Source organism: Actinomycetaceae bacterium MB13-C1-2, from assembly GCA_035621235.1.
In the GTDB taxonomy this organism is placed as follows: Bacteria; Actinomycetota; Actinomycetes; order Actinomycetales; family Actinomycetaceae; genus Scrofimicrobium.
The window spans coordinates 645,342-671,179 of record CP141731.1; the positions used below are offsets into that span (position 1 = coordinate 645,342).

Here is a 25,838-nt window from a genome sequence, read left to right on the forward strand (position 1 = left end):
GGGGCCACCCAGAAGCTCAGATCACTCCGCGGCGATCTTGGCCGCCCTTCTTACCACCGCCATTCGCTCCAGTTCAGCGTCAACCTGACCGATGATCTGAACCTCTGCCACGGCTTCCACGCCTTTGCGTAGCTGCTTGGCGACCCGAGAGGCCCGACGGTTCGCCCCGACCTGTGCGAACAACCGGCTGATCAAGGCCAATAGCAATCCCGCCGCGGTCCCAGCCAACAGCAAGAGCGTCGGCCATGGCATCACAAGCCCCCCGACCTCGAGAGTGGGAATCAGCCCTTCGATCGGCACGCGCAGATAGTCCATTAGCGCGATGCCCGCCAGCCATAAACCTCCTGCCACTGCAACCACCAGGAGAACCCACTGCAGAAAGTCCACGGCTTTCCACCACGCTGGCTGCTTGACGTGAACTGTACGCACCACGGCCCGGTCGAGGTCGTCCGGGATAGTCTCGACCGCCGCCACCGCCCGAGAATTCAGACCCTCACTCGCCAGCGGGGGCAACGAGGCTGAAGCTGCCTTAACGTAAGCGCGAGTTGCCGAGGCAACCCGAGCCTTGACCGCCGGGGATGCCGACGGGAGCGAACTACGTATCAACTCGCCGGACCCAGCGTTGACCCCACTAGGATTCAAGCGACCTATAGCACCAGAGGACGAAGCGCTGCTTGCCGGCGATAGCCCCGCCTGCCGCCTGGTCGAGGACGTGTCAGTCAATACCCCTTTCGCCTCAGACGCAGAGTCCGCGCCGTGACCTCGTGCTTCCGAACCACTCCTAAGCCCGAGTGCCCGCAGCGGGTCCGTCCTAAGTCTTCGGATCCATCGGACCGGCGGCCAACCCGTCTTACCCACAGCGTCACGTACAGCCGATTTCTTCACCGCCTCCACAACCAATGGAACTCCAGCCGCGTCATCTAGGGTTGCCATTAGCGCGGTTCGAGCCTTCTTCAACCCCGCATCCGAGGACAGGTCTCTTGGAATCGAGTCCATGAGGCTCTGACCCGCCGCTCTCACATCGGCGGTCTCCCGCGAAGTCACAGCCTCGCGTTTGGTTACCGCCCGCGAAATCAGACCCTGAACCTCGTCCAGTCCCTGCCCCGTGATCGCTGAAACTCCAAGAACCTTGGCCTTCAGCCCATCCGAACGAACCAGCCGTTCCAAGTCCGCCACGACTGCCCGAGTCTCTGAGGCCCCCAAACGGTCGATCTGATTCAGCAGAACCAACACTGTTTCATCGTGACCGATCAACTCGGAGAGGTATTCGTTATGCAACACCCCGTCCGCGTACTTCTGCGGATTCGTCACCCAGATCAGTAAATCGGACCGTTCCGTAACTCGATCGGCACGGAACCGATGTTCGGCCACGACCGAGTCGTGGTCCGGCAGATCCAAAAGAATCAGACCACTCGGATGCTCCCTGGTTACCGGTATCTCGTACCGGTCCTTAACCTCAAGCCACTCAAGAAGCGGATCCGATCCCGCGGCAATATCAGTATTCTCAGCAACCGCAGCCATCGGATATGCCGTCGTCGGACGCTGTTGCCCCGTTACGGCGATATCAACCCCCACTAGCCGGTTGAAGATCGCAGATTTCCCCGCCCCGGTTGCCCCGGCAAGCGCAACAACCGTGTGCTCCGCCGACATTTGTGATCGCTCTTCGACCCGCGACAATATCTCCTGGGCCGGCAATAGAACCTCAGTTGGAAGCCTTCCCTCACACGCGTCGATCGCGACTCCTAGCGCGTGGATTCGAGCGTCAAGCGTCGGACGAGCCATTACCCTGTTCCCCCGAAAACTCGCCTCCAAAACGGAGTCTTCTTGTTGACCTTCTCGCTTGCAGAAGGTTCGGGCGATGCTTCTTGCCTCGACCACGTCGGGAGTGTTCCCCTCAACTCCGCCCCACGCAACAAAGGTGCCGGGGACACGGACAAGACTACTGGGCTCGCCTCTCTTGCGGCACTTTCCGCTGCATCTGCCCGAGCAAGCTGATCCGCGGCTACGCGTAACTCATCACCAGCCCGATCCGAGATACCCAGCGCTTCAACCATATTCATCAGGACCGATGCATCCGCCTCAAGCAGACCGCTCAACCGCTGATTCAGTTTCGCGGACGCCTCAGTAGTCAACTTTCGCACCGCGTCATCACCGAACACGGCTTCAAGCATCTTTTGCGCGAGTACCGCAGTGCCTCCCGCAATCCCTAATTCAACCCCTGTTAGACCACCGGTAGCTCCAAACACGACCAGCATCAACGCAACGGATAACGCGTTGACCCCGTAGCTCAAGCCCCGCGCGAGTCCGCGCTTACTTGCTCCCTGGGTCGAAACTATTTCAAGCACGTCGTCCTGCCACAGTCTGATCTGCTCCGCCACGGCGGCTCGCATCTCGGAGGTATCAACCCCAGTTATGCCCGCCGTCGCATTTGAGTGGGCGAGCAACCCGGAGCCTGCAGGATCGCTGCGCCACGCAGAACGAACCCGTTCCCGAGTTCCCTCCATGGCGTCAATAGTCACCGCTTCTAGCCCATGCGCAAGGGCTAACTCCACGGGCTGTATGTCAGCCTTGCCGCCCCTGAAGAAGCCCGTGATCCTGTCACGAACGCTGCTAACTCCTCGTTCGATGGATCGCATCAAATCACTGGCACCAACGAAGTCCTGCCACCGGGTCAGTACCTCACCGCGGAGCATCGCCCCGTCGGAGGTCGACTGCTCAATCCGCGACAATGCGTCCTTGTAGGCGCCACGCACAGTGTCCTCAAGTCGCCGAGCAGACTCGGCCTGTCCGTCCGCGGCCACCGCGATTTCGCGAACAGACGAGGTCAGATCACCGATCACGCCGTCACGGGTAGCCATCGCAACGCCAGCGCGCGCCGCCGGATTTCCGCCCAAATCCGTAAGCCAGCCTGCCACCTCAGCAACCGTGAGCGCGGGAAGCATCCCTTGGTCGTCAAGGTCGCTCTCTGGCACGGCGAAGAGCGGTGCGTCCTTCAGTCCGTTCTGGTCCATCATGCGACGCAAATCGGCAACGACCGCCTCGGCTCCGGGATCTACTCGGTCAACCACCAGAGCAACCTGGGCGTGTCTATCCGCCGCCTCCCGCAGTAACTCCCAGGGCACCGCGTCCGCGTAACGAGCCGCCGTGGTGACGAACAGCCATAGGTCGGCAGCTGCCAGGAGTTGCGTGGCAAGTTGTCTGTTGCCCTCCTCGACCGAGTCAATGTCGGGGGCGTCCAACAGCGCCAATCCAGGCGGCATACCCGCGAATGGTGCCAGTCGTAGTGCACGAACACCGACGGGGACGGCTCCCTCGTGCACCCCACCTAGGTCATCCTGGGCGCGAGAGGTAGAGACTCGAGCGAGGTTCGGCAGGATTCTTTCGGGCGCAAACCAGGGACTGTCAGCCGGATGATAGACAAGAACGGGTGAACGTGTTGTGGGACGAAGAACTCCGGGAGTCGTCAGCGGTTCACCGAGTAGCGAGTTCACAAGAGTGGATTTGCCAGCCCCAGTTGAGCCGCCGACTACCACCAGCAACGGCGCCCCCTCGCTCCGCAAGCGTGGCAGTAGGTAATCGTCGATCTGGGCGATGATCTGTTGGCGACGAATGCGGGCGGACGAGACCCCCGCCCCTTCGAGGGGAAGAGTTACGGCTGCCAGCCGTCCTCGAACTCCGTCGACTGCAGCGACAAGTCCCGAAATAGCGAGGGCTTCTGCCTCGTCTCCAATAATGGACTCGACCATGGTCCTATATTGCCGCATAAACACGTTTCAGCGATTGTTTCGCCGGGTTCTCTGACCACACTGACGCACTCAACCTCAGATTGCCAGCTAGATCCGAGGAAACCCGCCCCGCGCCCCGCCCGGGAAGTCTCCTCTGTGGGAGGAAAAGCCGGAAACTGCGGTGCGGGTGGCGATTTGTTCGCCGAGACCTCAAATTCACGCCACGGAACCTTGGTTTCCGTGGTTTGCCAATCAGATAGGGGCCATTTCCATCGCGTTTTACGGCGTGTCATCTCCTTATGTGATTGGCAACTCATCAGGAACTGAAACTGGCATAAACTAGACTTTTATATACCCCCCTGGGGTAACATCTAGTGGGTCAGGTTCTTTCCTTAAGAGGAGTACATAGTTATGTGTTACCAAGTTCGTTGCCCCAAGTGCGGAAAGACCACCTGGGATGGTTGCGGCCAGCACATCGAGCAAGCGCTCGCCGGTGTCCCGGACAGCCAGCGCTGCAAATGCCGCCGATAATGTCATCCCCAACCAACAGATGACGACCGAACCGGCCTCTGCCCCCACCGTTGGCAGGATCATTTCGGGCTACCAGATCCCGGTGATAAACGAACGCGCTGCCCGGGCAGCAGCCGGGATTTTGTTCCTGGTCGGCATCCTTGCTTATTCAGAGGCGCTACACACAGCGAATGCGGCCGCACTGAAGCCATTCGGAATGCTCTTCATGGCTGACATGGCAATCCGACTGATTGCCGGTGATCGCTGGTCGCCGACAATGGCCCTGGGACGCCTGGCAGTTCGCGGCCAGCAGGCCGAATGGGTCGGAGCTCCCCAAAAAGAGTTCGCCTGGTGGATGGGTCTACTTATAGCAGCGATATCCTGCGTAACAATGGGCTTTCTTTCTGCTCCGTTCTGGGTGACGATGGCTATCTGTGGGGTGTGCGTGACCCTACTCTTCCTCGAATCTGCCTTCGGGATTTGTGTCGGCTGCAAGCTACAGACACTCTTTAGCCGACAAGAACCGATGTACTGCCCCGGCGGAACCTGCGGGGTGTCAGGAAAGCACGCCCAAGACACCGCTCTAGAGAACAAATAACCGCAATAAGCAAAAGAAAGAAACTTCATGCGTCGCTTCCTAGTACCCCTCGCTATTGCCGTACTTGCACTTGGACTGGGCGGATGTGCCTCAGGAGCGCCCGGTGAAGGCGCTGCCACCACCAAAGAAACACCGATTAGTGAAGAGGCCGCTCCCGCATCTAGCGTAATTATCCTCGACGTTCGTACCCCGGAGGAGTTTGCGGAAGGACACCTGGAGGGCGCCCAGAACATCGACTTCAATGCCGGAGCGGTTCCCGCCGCACTCGAAAACCTTGATCCAGATGCCGAATACATTGTGTACTGCCGATCTGGAAACCGCTCGGGGCAGGTTACGGCACTTATGGAGCAAGCGGGTTTCTCCAACGTGACCGACCTCGGCCCGCTACAGAATGCCGCCGATCAGACTGGAACTCCGATCGTCACCGGTGAGTGACTCAGCCAACCTGACTCGACCAGAGCGCGGCACCCACTATTGCTGCGCTGACTCCCAGTTTGGCCGGGATTAACGGCAGACTCCGAGCCGATGGCAGCGCGCAGCTCCGATATACACGGCGGACGATGTCCAAATATGGTTCGCCCATATTGGCAACCCCACCACCGATGACGATGCAGTCGGGATCAACCATGTTCGCCGCAGCGGCTAACGCTTGGCCCAGCGCCTCGGCGCCCTGCGCAACGGCACGGGACGCCAGACTCTCTCCCTCAAGCATTCGGGTCTCGATCTGACGTAGATCAAGAAGGTCTCCGCCCCATTCCCTGTAAATGCTCTCGATCGACGGGCCGCTTCCGTAAGCCTCGGCGTGACCGACAACTCCGCAAGAACAAAGCCTTCCGTCACCACGCGGAACAAACAGATGCCCAACTGATCCCGCAACGTTTCCCGGACCCACATCCAACAATCCATCGCGCACAAACGCGCCACCGATTCCAGTTCCAACCGCAACAACAAGAACCCGCCGGCATCCTCGTCCGGCGCCCACTGCGGCCTCCCCCACGGCGGCAGCATGCACGTCGTTGAGTGCACGGACAGGCAAAACGAGTGAAGCAGACAGCGATCCAGCAATATCTGTTCCAGTCCAGCCAGACAGAAGATCAGTGGCGCTAACAACAACTCCGTCAGGACCGATCACTCCCGCAGCGCCAACCCCGACCGACTCCACCGCCTCATCAGTCGCTTCGAGAAGGGCGCGCGCCACCCTCCCGGCCGTCCCAAGGATCGCGTCCGCACCCTGAGCGGCAGGCGTAGGAAGTTTGACGGGGGATCCGATAAGTTGCCCCTTATCCGTAACCAGGGATCCGGAGGTCTTCGTCCCGCCGATGTCGATTCCGAGTAACACAGACTCAGCTGTTCATTCGAGGAGTCGCGGCAACAAAGATTGCGCTCGTCTTTAGGGGGTCTGTTATCGCTCCTCCTATCACCACCGAGTAAGCGCCAGCCTGAAATGCCCGACTCATTTGCTCAGGTGTGCGATAGCGTCCCTCAGCAACTACCCTAATTCCGCGCTCTGCCAGCACATGGACAAGACCTAGATCCGGCAAATCTGGAGTCGGTCTTGTTTCCGGGGTGTATCCGGACAGGGTCGAGCCGACCATGTCGGCTCCCGCATCCGCAGCCCGTATTCCCTCTTCCACAGTTGATACGTCAGCCATGACGGGAACACCAAGTTCACGCCTGATTCTGGAGATCAAGGAGAAGTCCTCACCCAGCACCTCGTTCGTCGCATCAACCGCCACAATGCTTGCTCCCGCTTCAACAAGCGCCGCAGCCTTCTTGAAGTCGGGTGTGATGATAAGTCTGTTCTTCCCCATGGTTTTGTATAGGCCAATGACGGGAGCCTCGGAAACCTTCCTGATGGCGCGAATATCCTCCGGGCCGTTGACCCGCAGTCCGACCGCCCCACCCATCAAGGCCGCCTCGGCGACCTTTGCCATAACGTACGAATCGCGCATCGGGCTTCCGTCCAGTGCTTGACAAGACACCACCAGACCGCCGGCCAGTTTCTCTATGACATCGGGAACATCCCGGGTCTCATCATTCATTCGCGCTCTCCAAAATCTCGTTCCTTCGGGGCTGTCACCAGTATGAACCAAGAACCTAGCGCCCCGCGCCGCAAACTTGTTTCCTAGATCGTGCATAGTCGGCCAGTCGCAAGGCAAGCGAGAGTGCCGCCGCGAGGAGCCAGTACTGCACATGAGATAGCGAGCAAATCTGCGGCACACGACACTGATGTCAATGGACCTCGCGTATCATCACAGCCCGTCAACCGACACGTTCAACGACCAGGCAGGAGTGCTTCCCCATCAGCCGCGTCAAGATGAGAGTTGCGGAGTTTTGCCCCCTCAGCTTCAGAGATTTTCTGAACTGGTCTGGCACGATGTCGATCCCACGCTTCAGAATCTCGACCGCCCCCACCTGCCGAACTCGCAGATATTCCCGCACCCTTTTGATCGGAACAACATCAATGATCCGGAAGGAGCTGGCAAGCGGCGTTTGTACGAGGGCGTCTCCGCTCAGATAGGCAATTCCCTCAGACACGGGGAATGCGTCAAGTTGCCGTGACAGCTCCGCCACAGCACCACTTCGGATCACCGCTCCGTCCGGTTCGTAGAGATACTGGCCTAGCTCCTGGGCGGGGAGTTGCGTTGCCGGTGTACAAGGGTCCTCGCTCGCCAGCACTTCAGTCACCTTCTCACCAGCGATCACCAGCGCACTTCGGCCCGGGCGGGCCGCTAGCGGCCCGAACCACAGCCCTGCCTCGACGACACTGCCGTCGACCGAAACCCACTGTGCATGGGCGTCTTCCGGCAGTTCCTCGTACGCGATGCCCGGGGCGACCTTCACCCCGAGAGCGGGCACGATTCGACGTGTCTCCAAGATTTGATCAAGGGGCGGACTGTAATCTCTCGGATTGAAAGTTCGTCCTCTTGCCGACCTGCGCCCCGGGTCCGCAAAGATACCGTCATACTCGCCCAGATCTAGGCTCAGCGCATCCCCGCACCAGGTCTGCGCGTTTGGAAAGCCAGCCAGATTATGTCTAGCACAAGCGCTAGTGACCTCGTCAATATCAACGGACATCACCCTCAGCCCCATCCGAGCAAAGGCCATCGAATCGGCGCCAATTCCCGATGTCATGTCAAGGACATCCATGCACCCTGCCCGGCGATAGCGTCGGGCGTGAAGGTCGGCGACAACACGCCGCGTAGCCTGTTGGTAGCCAGCGTCTGTAAAGAGCATCCAGGCGGCATCATTTCCGAACTTACTACTTGCTCGGCCACGTAGCCTTTGTTGGGTCAGCGCGGCAGAAACCAGATCGGGTGCGTAACCCTTCTGGCGCAACTCATTCGAGAGAGTCTGGGCCTCCGAAGCATCATAGTCGGGAAGCCCGCGGGCCAGCCGCAGTCCCTCGGCGCTCAGGAGGTAACCAACACTGTCCATGGTCGCGAGTGGCCTCCCTAGAAGGGCTTCATGAATGCAAGCATTACGTCGTGCAACCGACCGGCCAACCCTGTTTGATTGTCCATGTCCTCACGGATTTTCAGCGCTAGGTCGGGGTGATCAGTGATGATGCCATCGGCTGACTGACGGAACCTAAGGCGCATCGCGTCCTGATCTTCGACCGTCCAAACAAACATACCCAGTCCAGCCCTGTCGGTCTTGGAGTGCATGGCATCTGTTGCTGATGACTCCTCAAGAACCAGGAAGTCAGCGAGGGTGTCAGGGACGTCTACCCCCGCAAACGGCATGATGTAGCCGACAGAAACGTCAGGCAACTGGGTCTTGATTGCCTCCGCTGAAGCATGATCAAGACTGTGGAACATATTGCCTTCGAGCAGGTCATTCTCGTCGAGGAGGGCGACTATGTCCGCGATGTTCTCAGAGGCTTCTGGCTCCGCCCCGCTGAGTTTCACCTCGATTAGTAGTGGCTGATCGAGTTCTTTTGCTCGTGAGACGTATTCGACGAGTTCCGGGATCGTGGAAGTGTGTCCCGCCTCGTCATGGATCTGGGTGGATGTTAGTTCTTCAAGCGTCATGTCTTTTACGCTCTTATTTATCCCGGCCAGACGACCAAGCGCGGGATCGTGGATCACCACGTACTTTCCGTCGGCAGTCCGCATAGTGTCAAACTCAACGAAGTCCACGTCAAGCTCTGCGGCCGCTTCCAGAGCCTCGATCGAGTTCTCGACTCCACCCGCAGTCCATCCCCGATGGGCGAGCACCAGAGTCTCAGGGTGATCAGCCACGTTCTGCAGTGAAGGCAGACTCAGGACCCCGCTAACAACACATGCGATCACTAAACTCGATACCGCGATGATTCGCGGTTTTCGCCCCCTAAGATCACCGGTGTCGGCCTTCCCTGCGGAAGGCACGAGCCGGTTTACTTCTGCGTAGTAGACGAGCAGACCGGCGAGGAATGCAACCGTTAGCCCGATGGCCAGCATGGAGGCGACGTGAGCAACGCCGAGTCCTAGTGCGGCCATAATCCATGAAGCCCCCGGCGCGATCGTATCCGCAATCGCAGTCGGAGCAAGGCAGATGTAGAAGAGGGCCGCGAAAAACAAGCCGGCCGCCGCAACCAATAGAAAGACCGCCACAAGGATAGTCCAGGGTTTGACACCTCGCGTTTTTGCCCAGCTCTCTTTCAGCGCGGCGTTTCCTGTCCGGTCGGTAAGCGCGAAGATCGGCATAGTTAAACTCAGTCGCAAGTTCACGTAGGCAAGCAGAATATAGGCGACCGTCAAGAGCGTCGCATACAGCGGCTCCTTCTCAAGCTCGCCCGTGATGAAGTTGGGGACCTGAACCCCATGCAACATGCCCGAGACAAATCCGAAACCCGATAGAGGCAGTAGCACAAGCAGATAGAGGATCATGAACCACGACTTCGGACGTAAGGCCTTCTTCATAACCTGACCCAGCGCCGAAAAAAGCTCTCCTGCCGAGTAGCTAGGTCGATGTAGAAGGATCACGATGGCGCTGAACTCGGCGACGAGCAGCCACATAACTACTAGCAGGATAAGCATCAGTAAGATGACCGTTAGACCGAAGCCCCACCCGACTGAAAAGGTGTTTGTGTCAAGTGCGTACATACCGTTGGCGCGCAACGCCTCACGGAATATCCAGGCCACCAGAGGTGACGCAACCACGGTAATAACCAGTTGCGCAATGACGATCAGTAACAGCAGGCGACCGGATACTGCCCGAATCCTTACCCAGGCCTGACCGAGCAAATTGAAGGGGCCCGGGTCCTGGCTCCGAGCGGTAGCCACCTCGGGCGCTAGTGCGTTCATTTGCTCTCCCATATCAGGGGATTGTCTCACCAATCTATTGGAAAAGTTCAACTCTTCCACCGCAACTCATTGGAGACGTTTCGCTACTTCGTCTCCGGTGTCCTGCGTTGCAAATTCGTTTCCTAGATTGCGCGCAGAGTCGGCGCATCACAATACAGGCGGCTAAAAACTAACCAAGGGTAAGTCAGACGACGGCGCCACCTACAGATGCTGGCTCGCAGATGCTGGCTCGACCCATGAGATGGGGAAGAATTTGCGGCACAGGACACTAGAGGGCACAACCCTAGCTACAGACATCGCTTGTCGTGGGAAGATACAGATATGCTCCTCAGTGATCGTGACATTCGCTCCTCAATCGAATCAGGCCGTATCGAGCTCACGCCTCTCGATCTCGACCTGGTACAACCCGCAAGTATCGATGTGCGTCTCGACCGATTCTTCAGGCTATTCGACAACCACCGCTACTCCGTGATCGATCCGGCAGCGGCTCAGCCGAAACTTACAAGACAGGTCGAAGCATCCGGCGACGAACCGTTTGTGCTCCACCCGGGAGAGTTCGTGCTCGGGGCAACCTACGAACGCGTTCATCTAGGAGACGACATCGCGGCCAGACTCGAAGGTAAGTCATCGCTGGGACGTCTCGGCCTGCTTACTCACTCCACTGCTGGATTTATCGATCCTGGTTTTGACGGCCACGTAACACTCGAGCTATCAAATACTGCGACCATGCCGATTCTGCTCTACCCGGGGATGAAGATCGGGCAGCTCTGCTTCTTCGCTCTTTCGAGCCCCGCCGAGGTCCCATACGGCAGTACCGGAGCTGGATCGCACTATCAGGGACAACGTGGGCCAACCCCATCACGCTCTCACGAACGCTTCAATCGCATCCCGGTCATCGATCTCTACGCGACAGACACGGAAGCGTAGCCACTCATGAGCACCCCCGATCCCGCCGGATCACGCAACGCGGAAGGCAACTCCAAGCGCCCTGGGGCACCCAAACGCAAGTCTGTTCTTGATCGAATCGCCACCAGATCCCTCGACACGAACCCGCTCGTCGCTTCATCAGTCGACACTCTCGCAGCAGTCGGCGATGAGACAGGGAGCTTCAGTATCGACATGACGGGAGCGCTGGTACTGGACTCTTTAGCTCCCCTTCCTCTCTCGACCGAGACCCCCGTTCACTTGGGAGAGTTGGATTATTCAGAAGCAGAAAGTCACCATCTTCTACTGGTGTCGGACCATGTTCTTCCTGCCGAGATTGAGGCCCTGGCGGTCTCTGTTTGGAACGAGGCCGGATGGCTCAGTCCCGGAAGCCTCCAACTTAGCCATGGCTCGAGCCTTGAGGGCCCCTGGTCAATCCCCGCTGAAGCGGCCAAGAAGCTGGGCCTCCCCGCTGATATTCCCACCTCTCAGGTCTATCTGGTTCGAACCCCGGCTATGCGCGGTGCCAAGCCGAACGAACAGGTTCTGTCCTTTAGCGAGATTGCCCGAGCATTTCCGAGTGGAATGCCCGTAGGTCCCGAGGAAAGAACGCTGGACTTCCTCCAAAGAGTCTGCAGACGACTAGACGGAGCCATACGAATCTATGGCAGCGGCGCTGTGCTGCGACCCAGTAGCGGATCATCAATCAATCTGCGGGTCTACTCCAACTCCTGGATGCCGCTGGAAGAAATGGAGACTCTGCTCAGCCCGTATTTTCCAGGAGTCTGGAACCCCGGACCGGAACCAACTGAAACGGGGAGCCCGTTTGCCCTCATGGCACCCGTCGGGTCCAAGTCGCAGATTATTGTCGGCGTTCGGATGGAGACTACTCCGCCGCGAGCGTTGCGGTGGGAAATGTGGGCAAAAGAGAAAATGTACGTATACGAGATCGTCTGGGTCCGACCTCCCGAACTCTTCGACCTTGATACCGCGCCGACCCGTTCAGGACGACTTGAGCGAAATCGGGCGGCCAGAGGAATCGAGACTGCAGCCGCTCTACTGGCTCACGAACTGGACTCTGCCGTGCGCGGAGGCGCCGCGATTATTGACGAGGACCAGTTCCTTGTTGGTCTCGATGTACCCCCTCTAGAAGAAGAAGAGCCACGTCCTTAACCTCGATGTCCCTTTCGCTTCCCCTCACTGAAGTAGGAGCTGAACCGAGCATCTGCGTGCAGAACGGACAGGCCGTCGCAATGGTGGTCGCACCCGTTTCTTGCGCCTGACCCATGCGAACTGACGCGATTCGTGGTCCCTGCGAGGACTCCTCCATCCACGCGTGTGCCCCGCCTGCACCGCAGCACATCGCACGCTCGCGATTCTGTCCCATTTCGACCAGCTCCAGCTCGGGGATTCCCCCAAGAAGTTCACGTGGTGCCTCAAAGACACCGTTGTGCCGACCGAGGAAACACGGGTCGTGATACGTGATCTTGCGTCGTTCCGCTTCAGGTGCTGGCATCGGAGTGAGCTTACCTTCGCGCAGAAGTCGATTGAGCAGCTGGGTGTGGTGAATAACCTCGAACTTGCCGCCCAACTGAGGAAACTCATTGGCGACCGAGTTAAAACAATGCGCGCAGGTGACAACAATGCGCTGTGCCTTTACCTCGTTCAGAGTGTCGATTGAGGCGCGTGCTAGGAGTTGGAAGAGGACCTCGTTACCGGCCCGACGCGCAGGATCACCCGTACAGCCTTCGGCAGAACCAAGAACCCCAAAACTAACGCCCGCGACATGCAATAGCTCGGCTACTGCGGCGGTCGTCTTCTTGGCCTTCTCGTCATACGCCCCGGCACAACCGACCCAGAACAGGTAGTCGAGTTCAGTTGCGTCCGGGGTGTCCTCTCCAATGACAGTGACGTCAAAGTCGAGGTTCTTAGCCCAATCAAGACGTTTCCTTGCCGACTGATTGTATGGATTCTGCTTCGTCTCCATCGCCCGCATCGGTCGACTAAGTTCGCGAGGAAAAGCGGACTCCATTAAAAACTGGTAACGACGCAGGTTACTGATGTGGTCTATGTGATCGATGTCTACGGGACACTGGTCAACACAGGCCCCGCACATAGTGCAGTCCCACAGGACCTCGGGTGTGATCACGCCGGGAACCAGGCTCCCTCCGCCTGCCGCCACTCCCTCGGGGCCGGTAGCCCCGGATGAGGACAATGCACCAAGCACGTCTACCGTGTCTGGTAGAGCCTGCCCTGGCATCGTCATATCCGCAGCGGAGACGACACTGTCCCTCATGGCCATGACCAGTAGTTTCGGTGACAGAGGTTTCTCCGTGTTCCAAGCGGGGCAGAGATCTTGACACCTACCGCATTCGGTACAGGAGAGAACGTCCAGTCGGTCCTTCCACGTCAGGTCCGAAGTAGAGCCTAGGCCGATTACTAGGTCTGGGTTCTCTTCCGCCGCCTGTTCCAGATCGTCTGAAGGATCGCCGTCTACCAGCGGGAGCGAAAGAGCTCCAAGCGCCTTAGACCCGTCAGCGTTTCGCGTGGTCATGATATTCACCGGGGCCAAGAACCGATGCCACGAGATTCCCATTGCAACGTCAATCCCGGTAATGATCATCCAGACCATGGACATAGAGATCTTTATCGTTGCCACGACTGTCAACCAGTTGGCAAGCGTCGTAACAGACGCACCCACCATCCACGAGCCGAGCCAGGCCGTAAGAGGGAATCGCATCGCCGATGGAGCCGAGTTCGCAGTGACCGTGAGCACCGCATATGTGATGGCATGGCCTATCAATACCGCTGCACAAACGACGGCCACCGTGGCTTCAACAAGTTTCGCCTGCCACCGCGTCGAACCAAAAAAGCGGGACGCCCTCGGATCATTCCGATGTCGGGCATTAATGATTAGTCGAACAGCTATTAGGGCGAGGATCGCCAGTAGCCCCAAGGCCGCCATGATCTCTGTGAACCAGCCCCACCACGCGGTGTGTCCGATGAGCGGAAGCGAGAAGAGTGGATCAAATACCTGACCGTAAGAGGTAACTAGGGTGAGGATCAGTGCAACAAAGGAAACCATCACCATCCAGTGAGCGGCGCGCACCAGCGGACGACCCTTGAAAGTTGAATGAAGCAGGGTCACTTCGACGGCCATCCAAACACGTCGACCCAGTGGGGAGAACCTTCCCGACTCTGGGGCACCCTCCGCAATCAGGCGGACCATCCTGATGATTCCACGGACAAACAGAGAGACTCCGACAACGGTAAGGACCGCGACTGCCATGGCGCACGGGACTAAGACTGCCGGTTGTGCCATGCTCCTCCGATCCTTGTTCGACGCTGCACCATAGACCCTACGCCAGGGTCGAGAGACTTCTCGCGTCGTCAGCCTACGTATGAAAGTTACAATAGGCAGAGTTCCCTTCGGCAGCCCTACCCGCTGCCGTTTAAATTGGGCACTTAGTTAGACCCGACCGTCGTCACCGGGAGGCCGGCAAGATGCTGTTGTTGCTTGCTTTGCACTTCACAGCGGCTATCTGTGCGCCCGCAATCATAGGCAGATTCGGCAGGAACGCCTTCTACGGTTTAGCCCTTGTCCCCGCCACGGCCTTCATCTACGCGGTGGCCAACACGCAGAGAATCATGGCCTCGCCGATACAAGAGAGCTACCGGTGGGTTCCCTCCCTAGACCTTGAGATCGCATTCGTCATTGATGTGACCACCTGGCTGATGATGATGATTGTCGGCGGAGTCGGCACGCTGGTAATGATCTACACGGCTCGATACTTCTCTGCAGGAGCGTCTGGCCTTGGCCGATTCGGCGGTATTTTTCTAGCGTTCTCAGGGTCCATGCTCGGGGTGGTTACCGCCGATCAGACCATGACGCTCTACGTCTTTTGGGAACTTACCTCGGTAATGTCGTACCTGCTAATCGGATTCCACCACGGACGCAGACCGGCCCGTAGCGCCGCACGCCAAGCCATTCTGACCACGGGCGGCGCAGCGCTGGCCATGTTCGCCGGACTGGTAATCATGGGCGAGGCCCCTGGGGGTTCATACCGGATTTCGCAACTTCTGGAGAACCTGAGATCCGGAGCAATGGACGCAACCTCACCGCTGGTCATAACTGCTGCCGTCCTGATAATGATCGGGGCACTCGCGAAATCGGCGCAGGTTCCGTTCCATTTCTGGCTCCCGGGTGCCATGGCGGCACCCACACCGGTATCCGCATATCTGCACGCCGCCTCCATGGTGAAGGCTGGTGTCTACCTAATTGCACGGCTCACTCCGGGTTTCTACATGATCCCCGGCTGGTCTCAGATAGCCGTCACCTTTGGCCTCATGACAATGGTGATTGGCGCATACCGAGCTCTCAAACAACGTGACCTCAAACTGATCTTGGCCTACGGCACAGTATCCCAACTTGGATTGATGACAGCCGCGGTCGGGTTCGGCACAGCGAGCACACTTGCCGCTGGCAAGGTGATTTTAGTGGCGCACGCGCTGTTCAAATCCTCTCTGTTTCTCACGGTCGGTGCCGTTGAGTCCTCCACCGGAACCCGCGATATCTGGGAACTTTCGGGCCTGTGGAAGAAGAACCCTCTTCTGGCAGTTTTCGCGGGTCTGTCCTGTCTATCAATGGCGGGAGTGCCCATCACCACCGGATACCTCGGTAAAGAAGCGGTCATTTCTGCCCTTTACTCAGGAACTGACGCCAACTGGCTTCCTGCAAGCAACGTTGCCGAACACGCGAACACCTTACTTCCCACGCCGAACGGCGCAATTGGGTGGATTCTTCTGATCATTGTCTCTCTCGCCTCGATGCTGACGGTCGCTTATTCTTGGCGCTTTTGGTGGGGAGCATTCGGGACCAAGCAGATAACTGTGGAGATGGAAGCCGAAAAGGTGCCCGGTTCCATGCTTGCTCCTATTGGAATTCTGGCGGCGGGAGCACTACTGGGTGGAGCCGCTTCCGGTTTTCAGGCCATCGGTGACAGGATGACCGAGGGAATGCCGGGACACTCCCATATTGCCCTCTGGTCTGGACCGGGTCCTGCCGTGGTGACCGCCATCATTCTGGGCGGAGGCATACTACTAGCGGCATTCAGGCCACAGGTATCGCGGATTCAGCGGTCAGTGACACTCCCGATCTCCGCGGTCAAGGTCTACTCGTGGATTCTGCGTGAGCTTGAGGTGCTTGCCTCGTTCGTAACCGTATCTACCCAGCGCGGCTCGCTTCCGGCTGAACTTTCAACGATTTTCTCCGCCGTTATTGTGGTGGGCGCGTACGCGCTATTTAGGGCTCCTGTCCCAAGCGTCATGCCGCAATACTGGGACTCCTTGCTTCAACTTGGAATAGTGATTGTCGGGGTCGTGGCAGTGATAGCCACGATCTCATCCAAGAACCGGATTAGAGCCGCACTCGCATTGGGTGCAGTGGGGATGAGCGTCTCACTTCTATTTGCTCAGTACGGGGCACCTGATCTGGCCCTCACCCAACTAGCGGTTGAGGCAGTCTCGATCGTCGTCTTCATCCTGGTGCTTCGAAAGCTCCCGGCTCAATTCAGCTATCGCCCCCTGATGTCTTCTAGAATCACTCGGCTTATCATTTCCGTCGGTGTGGGACTGGTCGCGTCAGTCGGCGGATACTACGCAATCTCCTCACGCATCCATGATCCCGTGTCAAAAGACATGCCTGCGGAAGCACTGAACTTCGGGTATGGCAAGAACATCGTCAATGTGATTCTGGTGGACATGCGCGCCTGGGACACGGTTGGTGAGCTCTCCGTCCTACTCGTCACGGCAACGGGAGTCGCTTCGCTCATCTACATTGTGACCCGAACCAGCCGCGCAGCCACAGCCTCCCGAGAGCAGTCAAGGTCGAACGAGGGACCGAACGGATCATTCCTGGTCGCGGGGCGTATGCAGGACAAGGCTCGCCGCTCAGTTGTTCTCGAAGTGAGCACGAGGCTCTTGTTCCCAACCATGATCATGCTCTCTATCTGGTTGCTATTTGTGGGGCACAACAACCCCGGCGGCGGATTTGCTGGGGGCGTGATTGCCGGCCTGGCGTTTGTCCTCCGGTACCTTGCTGGAGGACGTCACGAACTGGCAGAGGCCATGCCCATCCCCGCTGGCTACCTGCTTGGGGCGGGTCTGTTCATCTCTGCGGCGGGCGGGGCTCTGCCTCTGTTCTACGGGCGCTCTGTTCTGCAGTCCGTACCGATCGATATCTCGCTCGGCGCACTCGGAGACCTCCACTTTACGACCGCAATGATCCTTGACATCGGCGTCTACGTCTTGGTTCTAGGCTTGGTTATCGACCTGGTCTCGGCCCTGGGCGCTGAGATTGACTACCAGAGTGAGCGAGCTTCGCAAGGGCGACGTCCCGCGCCTGCGGCACCTCTGCGTAAGATGTCGAACCACGAGGAAGCGGTGAAGAAGTGATGACCGGACCCTCCCTCGTAATCCTCGCCTTCGTGGGGATACTTATCGGTTCCGGCGTCTACCTCGCTCTGGAACGGACCCTCTCCCGAATCTTTATCGGCCTTTCCCTGATAACCAACGGGGTAAACCTACTGATCCTTGCTATGGGTGGTGCCGCTGGACTGCCTCCGCTGCTCGGGCGAGATGAATCGGTTATCGTCGATCCGCTCCCCCAGGCCATGATCTTGACCTCGATTGTTCTGTCCCTTGGAACCACTGCGTTCGGACTGGCCCTCGCCTACCGCTCGTGGCTGCTGACGGGCAATGACGAGGTGGCAGACGACGTTGAAGACCGTCGTCTCTCCCGTTTGCTAGGCAAACGAGCCTCGTCCGTTGATGATTCTTTTGCTGAGGGAACAGAAGACCGGACCGTGTTCTATGACCGCGACGAGGTGCCCCACTTCGAGCGGCCTACTCCTGCAGAGATCCGCAGTCTACGTGAGGAGCTACTAAAGAGCGAAGATGAGTCCTCGGCCGACGGAGCTAACTCATGAACGTAGAAGTCTTTGCATGGGCGTTACCGCTTCCCGTCTTGATCCCTCTGATCTTCGCGGGCATAACGCTGCTCCTGTTTCGCCGTCCCAGGGCACAGCAGATCGTCTCCATTCTTGGAATGACACTGTCAACTGCCGTCGGAATAATCCTGGTAATCGCAGCCGGGAGCGGTTCCCCTCTGGTGCTGGACGTGGGTTCTTGGGCCGCCCCGATTGGCATCACTCTTGTTGGTGACCGGCTCTCGACCCTGATGCTGGTGGTTTCCCAGATCGTTTCGCTTGCGGTTCTGGTGTACTCAGTCGCACAGAATCTCTCTGACTCGACTCCATCGGCACCTGTCGCGGTGTATCATCCAACGTTCCTAATTCTCTCCGCTGGCGTCTCCAATGCGTTCCTGACCGGCGATCTGTTCAACCTCTATGTGGGCTTCGAGATCCTTCTCGCGGCATCATTCGTCCTAATTACCCTCGGCGGAACCAGGGGGCGGGTTCGAGCCGGCACCGTCTACGTGGTTGTTTCGCTCGTTTCTTCAGTCATCTTTCTTACGGCGATCGCCTGGATATACGGGGTCACCGGAACGGTCAATATGGCCCTGTTGTCAACTCGTCTCTCAGAGTTGCCAGCCGAGACGACTCTGGCCATGGAACTATTACTTCTGGTGGCTTTCGGCGTCAAGGCGGCCGTCTTTCCACTCGGGGCCTGGCTCCCTGATTCCTATCCAACTGCTCCAGCGCCCGTAACCGCAGTGTTCGCCGGCCTGCTTAGCAAGGTCGGTGTCTATGCGATCATTCGCCTGGAGTTTGTGCTCTTCCCGGGGGATCGACTGGCGGACCTGCTGGGAGTCCTCGGTATTCTTACGATGATTGTCGGAATTCTTGGTGCCGTCGCCCAGGACGACGCAAAACGGCTTCTTAGCTTCACGCTCGTCTCACACATTGGTTTTATGCTCTGGGGTATCTCCCTGAACACGGCTGCGGGTCTCGCAGCGACAATCTACTACGCGGCACACCACATCATTGTCCAAACCGCCCTGTTCCTTCTGGTCGGACTAATGGAGCGTCACGCCGGGACGACATCGCTGACCAAACTGTCCGACCTGGCAAAGAGGGCACCGTTCATCGCGGTGATGTTCCTGATTTCCGTGATGAATCTGGTCGGGATGCCCCCTCTGACCGGCTTCATCGGAAAACTGGGATTGGCCGAAGCTTCGGCAGCCAGCGGAACTCCGATGGCATGGACACTCCTGGGATTCGGTCTGCTCACTTCGCTACTGACCCTCTACGTCGCCGTCAAGTTCTGGAATAAGGCTTTCTGGCAACCACGGGGAGCCGAAGCATCCGATCATTTGCTTCCTGCCGATGGCGAGCGGCTCTCAGGCAGACAGGAACGACGTCTTCGTAGGCTGAGGATTGTAAGCCGACCTACCCGCCGTGCGGAACGAATCGTAGAGGCTTCCCGAACTCAACTTGAGAAGGGTAGCAACGATGCAAACCCTCTGATGTACGGAGTGGTCGCTTCACTAGTCGTACTCCAGGTGTGCATGGCGGTCTTCTCGGGCCCCATATACAAGTTCACAACCGAGTCGGCGGAGTTTCTGTACGAACCGGGAGCGTACACCCAGGCGGTATTGCCGGATGGCGGAAGGGGAGCGGGAGAATCGTACGAGGAGTCGCTACGACCGCCGAAACCACCTTGGATCCCTGAGCAGACGGTACCTCCGCTGGAATCACCGGACACGGAAGAGCTTCCGAGCGTGGGAGGTGGCAACCAGTGACACATAAGAACTCCCGACTTACCGATGAAGAGGAACGCGCCCAAACCGCAGCCAGGCGCAAGCTCAGAGAGGCAGGAGCGGACGCCGGTGCCAACCTCAGCATGGGGCCCAGAGTTTCCCCGGCAATGACGCTGTGGCTAGTGATCGTGTGGACGATTATGTTCCAACAGATCTCTTGGCTTGTAGTGCTCTCGGGAATCCTATTTGCGGTGGTCATCCAGGTTGTGTTTCCGATGCCCAGTCACTCGCACCTATGGCACGTTCGCATCGGCTACTCGATCGTTCTGGTCGCCCGCTTCATCTGGGACCTGATTGTCGCCGGTGTTCAGGTCTCCTGGTTGGTTCTCAGTGGAAGTAGCCACCCGGACGGAATCATCGAATGTCGGATGCGAAGTGGAAATCCGGTGTACCTAACGGTTGTCGCGGCAATGTGCTCCATGGTGCCTGGAACGGTGGTGCTAAAGATCGACCCCAGCAAGAAACTCATGTACCTACATGCTCTGAACCTGCCCGCGCAGGGAGGTGCCGACGGCGTTCGATTATCCGCCCGAGAACAGGAGAAAAGGGTTCTTCTGGCGATGGCGACCAATCCGGTTGTCATCGCTGCCGGTTACGGAAAATACCTCCCGATCGCCGGTAAGAAGGAGGGAAAGGACTAGTGGTTCTCGCGACTCAAGTAATTGTCGGCGTCAGTCTTGGGATGCTATTTGCATCTGCCCTGCTCTCTCTTGTCCGTCTAGTGTTAGGGCCGACTGCGCTGGATCGAGCGATCTCTATCGACGTTATCACTGCGGCGGTTATCGGCACCGTTGTGGTGCTGATCGCATGGTGGCAACGCACCGACCTTATGGTCTTGTTGATTATCTTCGCTCTGACGGCCTTCTTCTCAACCGTCACCGTTTCTCGTTACGTTGCAAACACTGCGATAAGCCGACACGAGGAATCCCTCGCAGCCCAGTCCAGAAAGACTCGGCAGGAGAACGACCCGAAGGAGGCCCGAGAATGACGCAAATTCTGGATCTGATCGGGGCTCTGTTCATCCTGGCCGGATCAACGTTCACACTTATCGCAGCCATTGGTCTTGTCAGATTCAACGACCTGTTCTCAAGGACGCATGCCGCAGCGAAGCCGCAGATGCTCGGCCTGATGCTAATGCTCGTCGGCCTGATGTTCATGGAACGCACCTGGGCCTGGTTCGCCATCTGCACACTGGTTATCGCCATCCAGATGGTGGCGGCTCCGGTTGCTTCACACCTTCTTGGGCGCGCCGCATACATGACGGGACTAGCCGAGAGTGAATCCCTGGTTCTCGACGAACTCAAAGAGGGCGATCCGAACGCGGATGCCGAAGAAGCACCGAAGATCTCCGAGGGGAGCTAATCCTCTTCCTCGTCTTCCTCCCACGCCGAATATCTCCAACCGGCGCTGGGTGAATCATCCCAGTACTCATCCTCATCGTTAGAGTCCTGCGGACTATCATCCGACTGCTCTGCCGTGGAGAGCTCACGCTGTAGTGAATTGAAATCGGTCTCGGGGCTGAAATACTTCAGCTTCCGAGCCACCTTCATGTTCTTAGCCTTTTGACGGCCGCGCCCCATGGGGTCGACCCCCTCTTAGTCTTGCGGGTCCGCGCATGCGGTCCCCTGGTTCATCAAGTTTGTTCGCCCGCCTATATTACCCTGGCGCGGTCGAACCCTGCTACGCCGTGGACAGCTAGCAGGGTTCACTCTGCATCTCAGCGGCTCTTCTTGGCCTTACGCCGGACTACAAGAAGCACTATGGTTCCAAGTGCAACCGCACCTGTGATCAATAGTTTCTTCATGGCCTGAGAGTCTCCATCCCTCGCATCGTCAACCGTGGTAGCGAAGTTGTAGGTTGTCTCTTTAGCCTTGTATTTGAGGTCATCAGCCAGATAGCTGGCCTGAACCTTCGGCTGCACGGTGTTTGTCAGCAGAGCCAGACTTTCCGCGAGCTTCTGACGGCTCGAATCAATCTGTGCGCGGAGCTCATTTTCACTCATGGTCGAAGTGTTCTGCGTATCACTCATTCGCCCTTGCCCTCTTTCACAGCTTCCTTGACGACATCCAGGTCGGTCTGGAATCCCTCAGCGGTCGGCTTATCTGCAACCGCCCTCTTCACGACGTTGACTCCGATAAGGACCAAGACGATGATCGCCACGAGCAAAATACCAGCGACGATCAGGGAGGCCGCCCATCCCGGAAGCACATTTGCCAGTGCCAACTCGATTGTGCGGAGCAGCCAGCCGATCATGTAGAAGACCAGCACCAGAGCAGTCAGGATCAGACCAGCAGCAATTGCAATCTTTTTCCCTGTTGTCTGCCCCTTCATCTTCAGTAACTGAATCTGAGAGGTTATGAGGGTCTGGCCCTCCGAAATGACGGTCTGCACCAGTTCCACGATGGACGGATGGACCGGTTTCGTCGGGGGCACTCGCCTAGAACTCCGGGAGTCATCATCCCAAATCTCATCGACGCTTATCTCTTCGAACTCAGGAGTCGTACCGCTTGTCATTGCTCCTCCTAGGACATTGCACTGGTGAGTCCCAGCGCACACAGGTAACTCACCAAGTTTCGCATTAATCGCGAGAACTTTGGTCTTCACTGTATAGGTCTTCTATCCAGTCCTGCTCGGGTGCCACTGCACCGGGCAGCGAATCCAAAATCTGTTTGGCTCTATCAATAACATCGACCTGTCGCTTCGACAGGGCCTGGGTTGGACCCGCGGGCGACTCCACTAAATCCGAGACACTCTTGCCCGTGGCGACCGGGTCTCCCTCGCCCTCAACCAGGCTAGGCATTGCGGAATGATCGGGCAGGTAATCGTCTGTTAGGGTGACCGGCCACGGTTGATCTACTTCTTCTCCACTCGACGTGGCATCATCCGGTTGTCTGCTCGATAGTTCAGCGGCATCCCCATGGCGAGTGCCGAGCAGTTCCTGCACCTTCTCTAGCGTCGGCGCCTTGACCTCGGAGGCGATCCGACCGTCTTTCAGCAGGACAACTCGATCCGCACCCGCAGCGAAGTCGTCGCTGTCTGTTGCAGCAACGACAGTAGTCCCCTCTCGGTTGACGAGGCTCTTTAGGATCGCCCCGACTCGGGCTTCCTGTTCGTGATCAAGGAACAGGGTGGGTTTGTCAAGGACCAACAACTTTGGTCGGAATACCATAGCCCGGGCAAGCGCAACCAGTTGACGGTCGCCGTACGATAGGTCTTCTGGTTTTCGATGTAGAACCGTGCGGATGCCAAGAGCGTCAACCATATCTTGAAACTGAGATTCGGAAACCCGACGACGGGCCGGGTACAGAATGTTGTCTCTGGCAGTAAGGTCCGGGAGCAGGCCGAGGTCTTCAAGCATCGCGCCGATGGTTCTTCCAAGGAACTTAGCGCGTCGGCGAGGAGTCATCTTCGTTAGGTTTCGCATGCCGACGTAGACAGAGCCGGAAGTCGGCGCGGTAATCCCCGCAAGGCAGTGCAGAAGAGTCGACCTGCCCGCACCCGCAGACCCAACGACGGCCACGAACTCTCGAGGACCAGCCCGAAAAGTAACGTGTTCCAAAGCGACCTTGTAGGTGGGACCAGACGCGTAGGTCTTCGTTAGATCACGTGCAGATACACTCGGCGTGCCAGTAGGACCAGAGGATTCCATGCCCCTATTGTCTCGCATTACTGTGAAAAAGGGGGCTAGGATGCCACTTCCCGAACCTAGGCTAGAGGTCTAGTCTTCGGGGAGACCCTGTATGTCTCTTTCGGATCAGTAACGGACACAGGCGCCAGCACCTCGTTTATCTTGGTAACGACGGCCGGCTCCAGCTTTACGCCGGAAGCCTTGACGTTGTCATCCAGCTGTTCCGGCCGTGAGGCGCCAACTAGCGCCGCCGCAACGTTGGGATTGCTCAGAACCCAGGCAATTGCCAACTGGGGCATGGTTAGCCCACACTCGTTGGCGATCGGCTTTAGCTTCTGTACCGCTTCCAGGGTCTCCGGGGCCATAAACTGTTCGACGGTCCTGGCCCCGCCCTTCTTGTCTGCCGCTCGAGAACCAGCCGGCAATTCCTCACCGGGAATGTACTTTCCGGTCAGGACACCCTGGGCCATTGGGGACCAGACGATCTGGGATATTCCAAGTCCGGCACACGTGGGGATTACCTTGTCTTCAATGACCCGCCAGAGCGCAGAATACTGCGGCTGGTTTGAAACCAGCTGAATACCAAGATCTTTGGCTAACTTGTGCCCGTCACGAATCTGCTCTGCGGTCCACTCCGAGACTCCGATGTACATTGCTTTTCCCTGGTGCACCAGGTCTGCGAAAGCCTGGAAGGTCTCTTCGAGCGGCGTCTCATAGTCAAATCTATGCGCCTGGAACAGGTCTACATAGTCAACATCCAGCCTCTTCAATGAACCATGCAGACCGTCAAATATGTGCTTACGTGAAAGACCGCCCTGGTTTGCACCTCGGCCACCAACCGGCCAGTAGACCTTGGTGAACACCTCAAAGGTGTCACGATCCAGACCCTTCAGCGCTTTACCCAGTATTCTTTCCGCCTCCCGGTTGGCATAGACGTCGGCGGTATCGAATGAGGTGATTCCCAGGTCCAGTGCACGATGCACTGTCTTTATTGCCTGGTCATCTTCCACTTGAGAGCCATGAGTCATCCAGTTCCCGTAGGTAATCTCGGTAACCTTTAGCCCAGAATTTCCTAAATAGCGATATTCGACCATGACTCAAAAATAGCATCGTGACCCGGGTCCCCCAGAAGAATCCCGTCGGTATACCACATCCGCCGCCGAACCAAGCCTTGACAGGGTGAAAGTATCAGCAAGACCGGGTGAAAGTGTCTGTCGCCTACTTACGGGTGTACTGTTTCGATGAACAACGGGACACCAACCGTACGGTGCCTACTTAGAGGAGACGCGAATGCCAGCGCCAACGCCGACGGGACGCCCGCCTGCGATGACCGACGTGGCGGCGCTTGCTGGAGTGTCACATCAAACTGTTTCCAGGGTCATTAACAATGTCGGCAAAGTGCGTCCGGAAACCAGAGACCGCGTTCTAGAAGCAATCCGAGAACTCGGCTATCGGCGCAACGAGACCGCGAGGGCGCTCGCGACCAGTCGCTCCAAAATGATTGGAATAATTGCTCCAGCCGAGGTGAACTACGGGCCCTCGCAGATGCTCTCGGGCATTGAGTTGGCCGCCAAAGAGGCGGGCTATTTCGTAAGCATCTCAGCGCTGGATGAACTCACTGAAGAGTCTTTCGACGACTCAATCAACATGTTCTTTGGTCTTGGAATCGCCGGGATAATCGTTATTGCTCCGGTACACCAGTTTGCGAAGGAGCTTCGCAATATTCCCCCCGAAGTTCCAACTGTCGTCGTTTCTTCCACCGGGGATAAAGATCAGTCATACCTGACATTCGTTGGAGTTGACCAGCGCGAAGGTGCAAGATCAGCGGTCAGACACCTAATCGCACAGGGATGTCGCACGATCGCGCACATCGCCGGTCCTTCAACCTGGTTTGATGCTATCGAGCGTGAAGCGGGTTGGCGGGAAACCCTTGAAGAAGCGGGACTACCAGAAGGGCCGCTACTACGTGGAACCTGGAGCGCAACTTCGGGTTACGAACTGACCAAAGAACTCATCAGAGAGGGCGCACCGGACGCCATATTCACCTCGAACGATCAGTTGGCGCTGGGGGCACTTCGCGCGCTCAGTGTCGCTGGGATCGACGTTCCGGGCGAGGTCAAGATAGTTGGATTCGACAACGAACCCGGCTCTGAGTTCTTCTCGACTCCGCTGACTACCGTTCGCCAAAACTTCGACGCGGTCGGTCGAAGTGCAATCAAAGCAATAACTACGTTGATTAATCACGGCGAGTCTAACGATCTGCTGATCAAGTCAGATTTGGTAGTACGCGAGTCTGCCTAGCTCAATCCGCACGATTCAGTATTCATGATCGTGATGGTGGACGAGATTGACCCAGGCTAAAGCGCGGTTGCATTTGAACGATTTA

Annotated in this window: 23 protein-coding genes; 11 read left to right on the plus strand and 12 right to left on the minus strand. The window is 57.9% G+C overall.

Annotation, left to right across the window (positions count from 1 at the left end; all coding sequences use genetic code 11):
* Positions 1 to 21: 21 nt before the first annotated feature.
* Positions 22 to 1,782 (minus strand): GTPase, encoded by a 1,761-nt coding sequence (locus U6G28_02880; protein ID WRS30649.1) that lies wholly within the window; start codon positions 1,780 to 1,782, stop codon positions 22 to 24.
* Entirely contained in the window at positions 1,782 to 3,746 is a 1,965-nt protein-coding gene (locus U6G28_02885; GenBank protein WRS30650.1) for a dynamin family protein, read from the minus strand. The genes U6G28_02880 and U6G28_02885 overlap by 1 nt, the downstream gene beginning before the upstream one ends.
* 472 nt (positions 3,747 to 4,218) lie before the next feature.
* On the opposite strand from U6G28_02885, the gene U6G28_02890 reads away from it, so the two are divergent.
* Complete coding sequence (locus tag U6G28_02890) at positions 4,219 to 4,833, plus strand: DUF4395 domain-containing protein (protein WRS30651.1); 615 nt, start codon at positions 4,219 to 4,221, stop codon at positions 4,831 to 4,833.
* A 27-nt stretch (positions 4,834 to 4,860) separates the two neighbouring features.
* Positions 4,861 to 5,268, plus strand: a complete 408-nt coding sequence (locus tag U6G28_02895; protein ID WRS30652.1) for a rhodanese-like domain-containing protein — start codon at positions 4,861 to 4,863, stop codon at positions 5,266 to 5,268.
* Position 5,269: 1 nt separating this feature from the next.
* Here the strand turns inward: U6G28_02895 and U6G28_02900 are convergent, their stop codons facing one another.
* The 4 genes from U6G28_02900 to U6G28_02915 form a co-directional block, all read right to left on the minus strand.
* Positions 5,270 to 6,172 (minus strand): ROK family protein, encoded by a 903-nt coding sequence (locus U6G28_02900; GenBank protein ID WRS30653.1) that lies wholly within the window; start codon positions 6,170 to 6,172, stop codon positions 5,270 to 5,272.
* A gap of 4 nt (positions 6,173 to 6,176) precedes the next feature.
* Positions 6,177 to 6,875 (minus strand): N-acetylmannosamine-6-phosphate 2-epimerase, encoded by a 699-nt coding sequence (locus U6G28_02905; protein ID WRS30654.1) that lies wholly within the window; start codon positions 6,873 to 6,875, stop codon positions 6,177 to 6,179.
* Between the two features lie 220 nt (positions 6,876 to 7,095).
* Positions 7,096 to 8,271 (minus strand): class I SAM-dependent methyltransferase, encoded by a 1,176-nt coding sequence (locus tag U6G28_02910; GenBank protein WRS30655.1) that lies wholly within the window; start codon positions 8,269 to 8,271, stop codon positions 7,096 to 7,098.
* Between the two features lie 17 nt (positions 8,272 to 8,288).
* Positions 8,289 to 10,121, minus strand: a complete 1,833-nt coding sequence (locus tag U6G28_02915) for a glycerophosphoryl diester phosphodiesterase membrane domain-containing protein (protein WRS30656.1) — start codon at positions 10,119 to 10,121, stop codon at positions 8,289 to 8,291.
* Positions 10,122 to 10,442: 321 nt separating this feature from the next.
* On the opposite strand from U6G28_02915, the gene dcd reads away from it, so the two are divergent.
* A complete protein-coding gene (gene dcd / locus U6G28_02920; GenBank protein ID WRS30657.1) occupies positions 10,443 to 11,048 on the plus strand; it encodes a dCTP deaminase in 606 nt (201 codons plus the stop codon).
* 6 nt (positions 11,049 to 11,054) lie between these two features.
* Positions 11,055 to 12,218 (plus strand): hypothetical protein, encoded by a 1,164-nt coding sequence (locus U6G28_02925; GenBank protein WRS30658.1) that lies wholly within the window; start codon positions 11,055 to 11,057, stop codon positions 12,216 to 12,218.
* On the opposite strand, the gene U6G28_02930 is transcribed toward U6G28_02925, so the two are convergent.
* A complete protein-coding gene (locus U6G28_02930; GenBank protein WRS30659.1) occupies positions 12,148 to 14,367 on the minus strand; it encodes a (Fe-S)-binding protein in 2,220 nt (739 codons plus the stop codon). The genes U6G28_02925 and U6G28_02930 overlap by 71 nt on opposite strands.
* Before the next feature lie 182 nt (positions 14,368 to 14,549).
* On the opposite strand from U6G28_02930, the gene U6G28_02935 reads away from it, so the two are divergent.
* The 6 genes from U6G28_02935 to mnhG are packed head-to-tail and all read left to right on the plus strand — an operon-like array spanning position 14,550 to position 21,186.
* Positions 14,550 to 17,498 carry a Na+/H+ antiporter subunit A gene (locus U6G28_02935; protein WRS30660.1) on the plus strand — a complete coding sequence of 983 codons (2,949 nt, stop codon included), beginning with the start codon at positions 14,550 to 14,552 and terminating at the stop codon, positions 17,496 to 17,498.
* A complete protein-coding gene (locus U6G28_02940; protein ID WRS31181.1) occupies positions 17,498 to 18,031 on the plus strand; it encodes a Na(+)/H(+) antiporter subunit C in 534 nt (177 codons plus the stop codon). The genes U6G28_02935 and U6G28_02940 overlap by 1 nt, the downstream gene beginning before the upstream one ends.
* Entirely contained in the window at positions 18,028 to 19,806 is a 1,779-nt protein-coding gene (locus U6G28_02945; protein WRS30661.1) for a Na+/H+ antiporter subunit D, read from the plus strand. The genes U6G28_02940 and U6G28_02945 overlap by 4 nt, the downstream gene beginning before the upstream one ends.
* Positions 19,803 to 20,465 (plus strand): Na+/H+ antiporter subunit E, encoded by a 663-nt coding sequence (locus U6G28_02950; GenBank protein WRS30662.1) that lies wholly within the window; start codon positions 19,803 to 19,805, stop codon positions 20,463 to 20,465. Before U6G28_02945 ends, U6G28_02950 begins: the two co-directional genes overlap by 4 nt.
* Complete coding sequence (locus U6G28_02955) at positions 20,465 to 20,812, plus strand: monovalent cation/H+ antiporter complex subunit F (GenBank protein WRS30663.1); 348 nt, start codon at positions 20,465 to 20,467, stop codon at positions 20,810 to 20,812. Before U6G28_02950 ends, U6G28_02955 begins: the two co-directional genes overlap by 1 nt.
* Entirely contained in the window at positions 20,809 to 21,186 is a 378-nt protein-coding gene (gene mnhG, locus U6G28_02960; protein WRS30664.1) for a monovalent cation/H(+) antiporter subunit G, read from the plus strand. The genes U6G28_02955 and mnhG overlap by 4 nt, the downstream gene beginning before the upstream one ends.
* Here mnhG and U6G28_02965 read toward each other — a convergent pair.
* The 5 genes from U6G28_02965 to U6G28_02985 all read right to left on the minus strand — a co-directional run bounded on the left by U6G28_02965 (position 21,183) and on the right by U6G28_02985 (position 24,546).
* Positions 21,183 to 21,404, minus strand: coding sequence for a DUF3073 domain-containing protein (locus tag U6G28_02965; protein ID WRS30665.1), 222 nt, complete (start codon positions 21,402 to 21,404; stop codon positions 21,183 to 21,185). The genes mnhG and U6G28_02965 overlap by 4 nt on opposite strands.
* A 137-nt stretch (positions 21,405 to 21,541) precedes the next feature.
* Positions 21,542 to 21,826 carry a hypothetical protein gene (locus U6G28_02970; GenBank protein ID WRS30666.1) on the minus strand — a complete coding sequence of 95 codons (285 nt, stop codon included), beginning with the start codon at positions 21,824 to 21,826 and terminating at the stop codon, positions 21,542 to 21,544.
* 23 nt (positions 21,827 to 21,849) lie between these two features.
* On the minus strand, positions 21,850 to 22,338 hold the full coding sequence (locus U6G28_02975) for a phage holin family protein (GenBank protein ID WRS30667.1): 489 nt from the start codon (positions 22,336 to 22,338) through the stop codon (positions 21,850 to 21,852).
* A 64-nt stretch (positions 22,339 to 22,402) separates the two neighbouring features.
* Complete coding sequence (locus U6G28_02980) at positions 22,403 to 23,473, minus strand: ATP-binding cassette domain-containing protein (protein WRS30668.1); 1,071 nt, start codon at positions 23,471 to 23,473, stop codon at positions 22,403 to 22,405.
* Positions 23,474 to 23,529: 56 nt separating this feature from the next.
* On the minus strand, positions 23,530 to 24,546 hold the full coding sequence (locus U6G28_02985) for an aldo/keto reductase family protein (protein ID WRS30669.1): 1,017 nt from the start codon (positions 24,544 to 24,546) through the stop codon (positions 23,530 to 23,532).
* Between the two features lie 196 nt (positions 24,547 to 24,742).
* Between U6G28_02985 and U6G28_02990 the strand changes: the two genes are divergently transcribed.
* On the plus strand, positions 24,743 to 25,753 hold the full coding sequence (locus U6G28_02990) for a LacI family DNA-binding transcriptional regulator (GenBank protein WRS30670.1): 1,011 nt from the start codon (positions 24,743 to 24,745) through the stop codon (positions 25,751 to 25,753).
* Positions 25,754 to 25,838 lie beyond the last annotated feature (85 nt).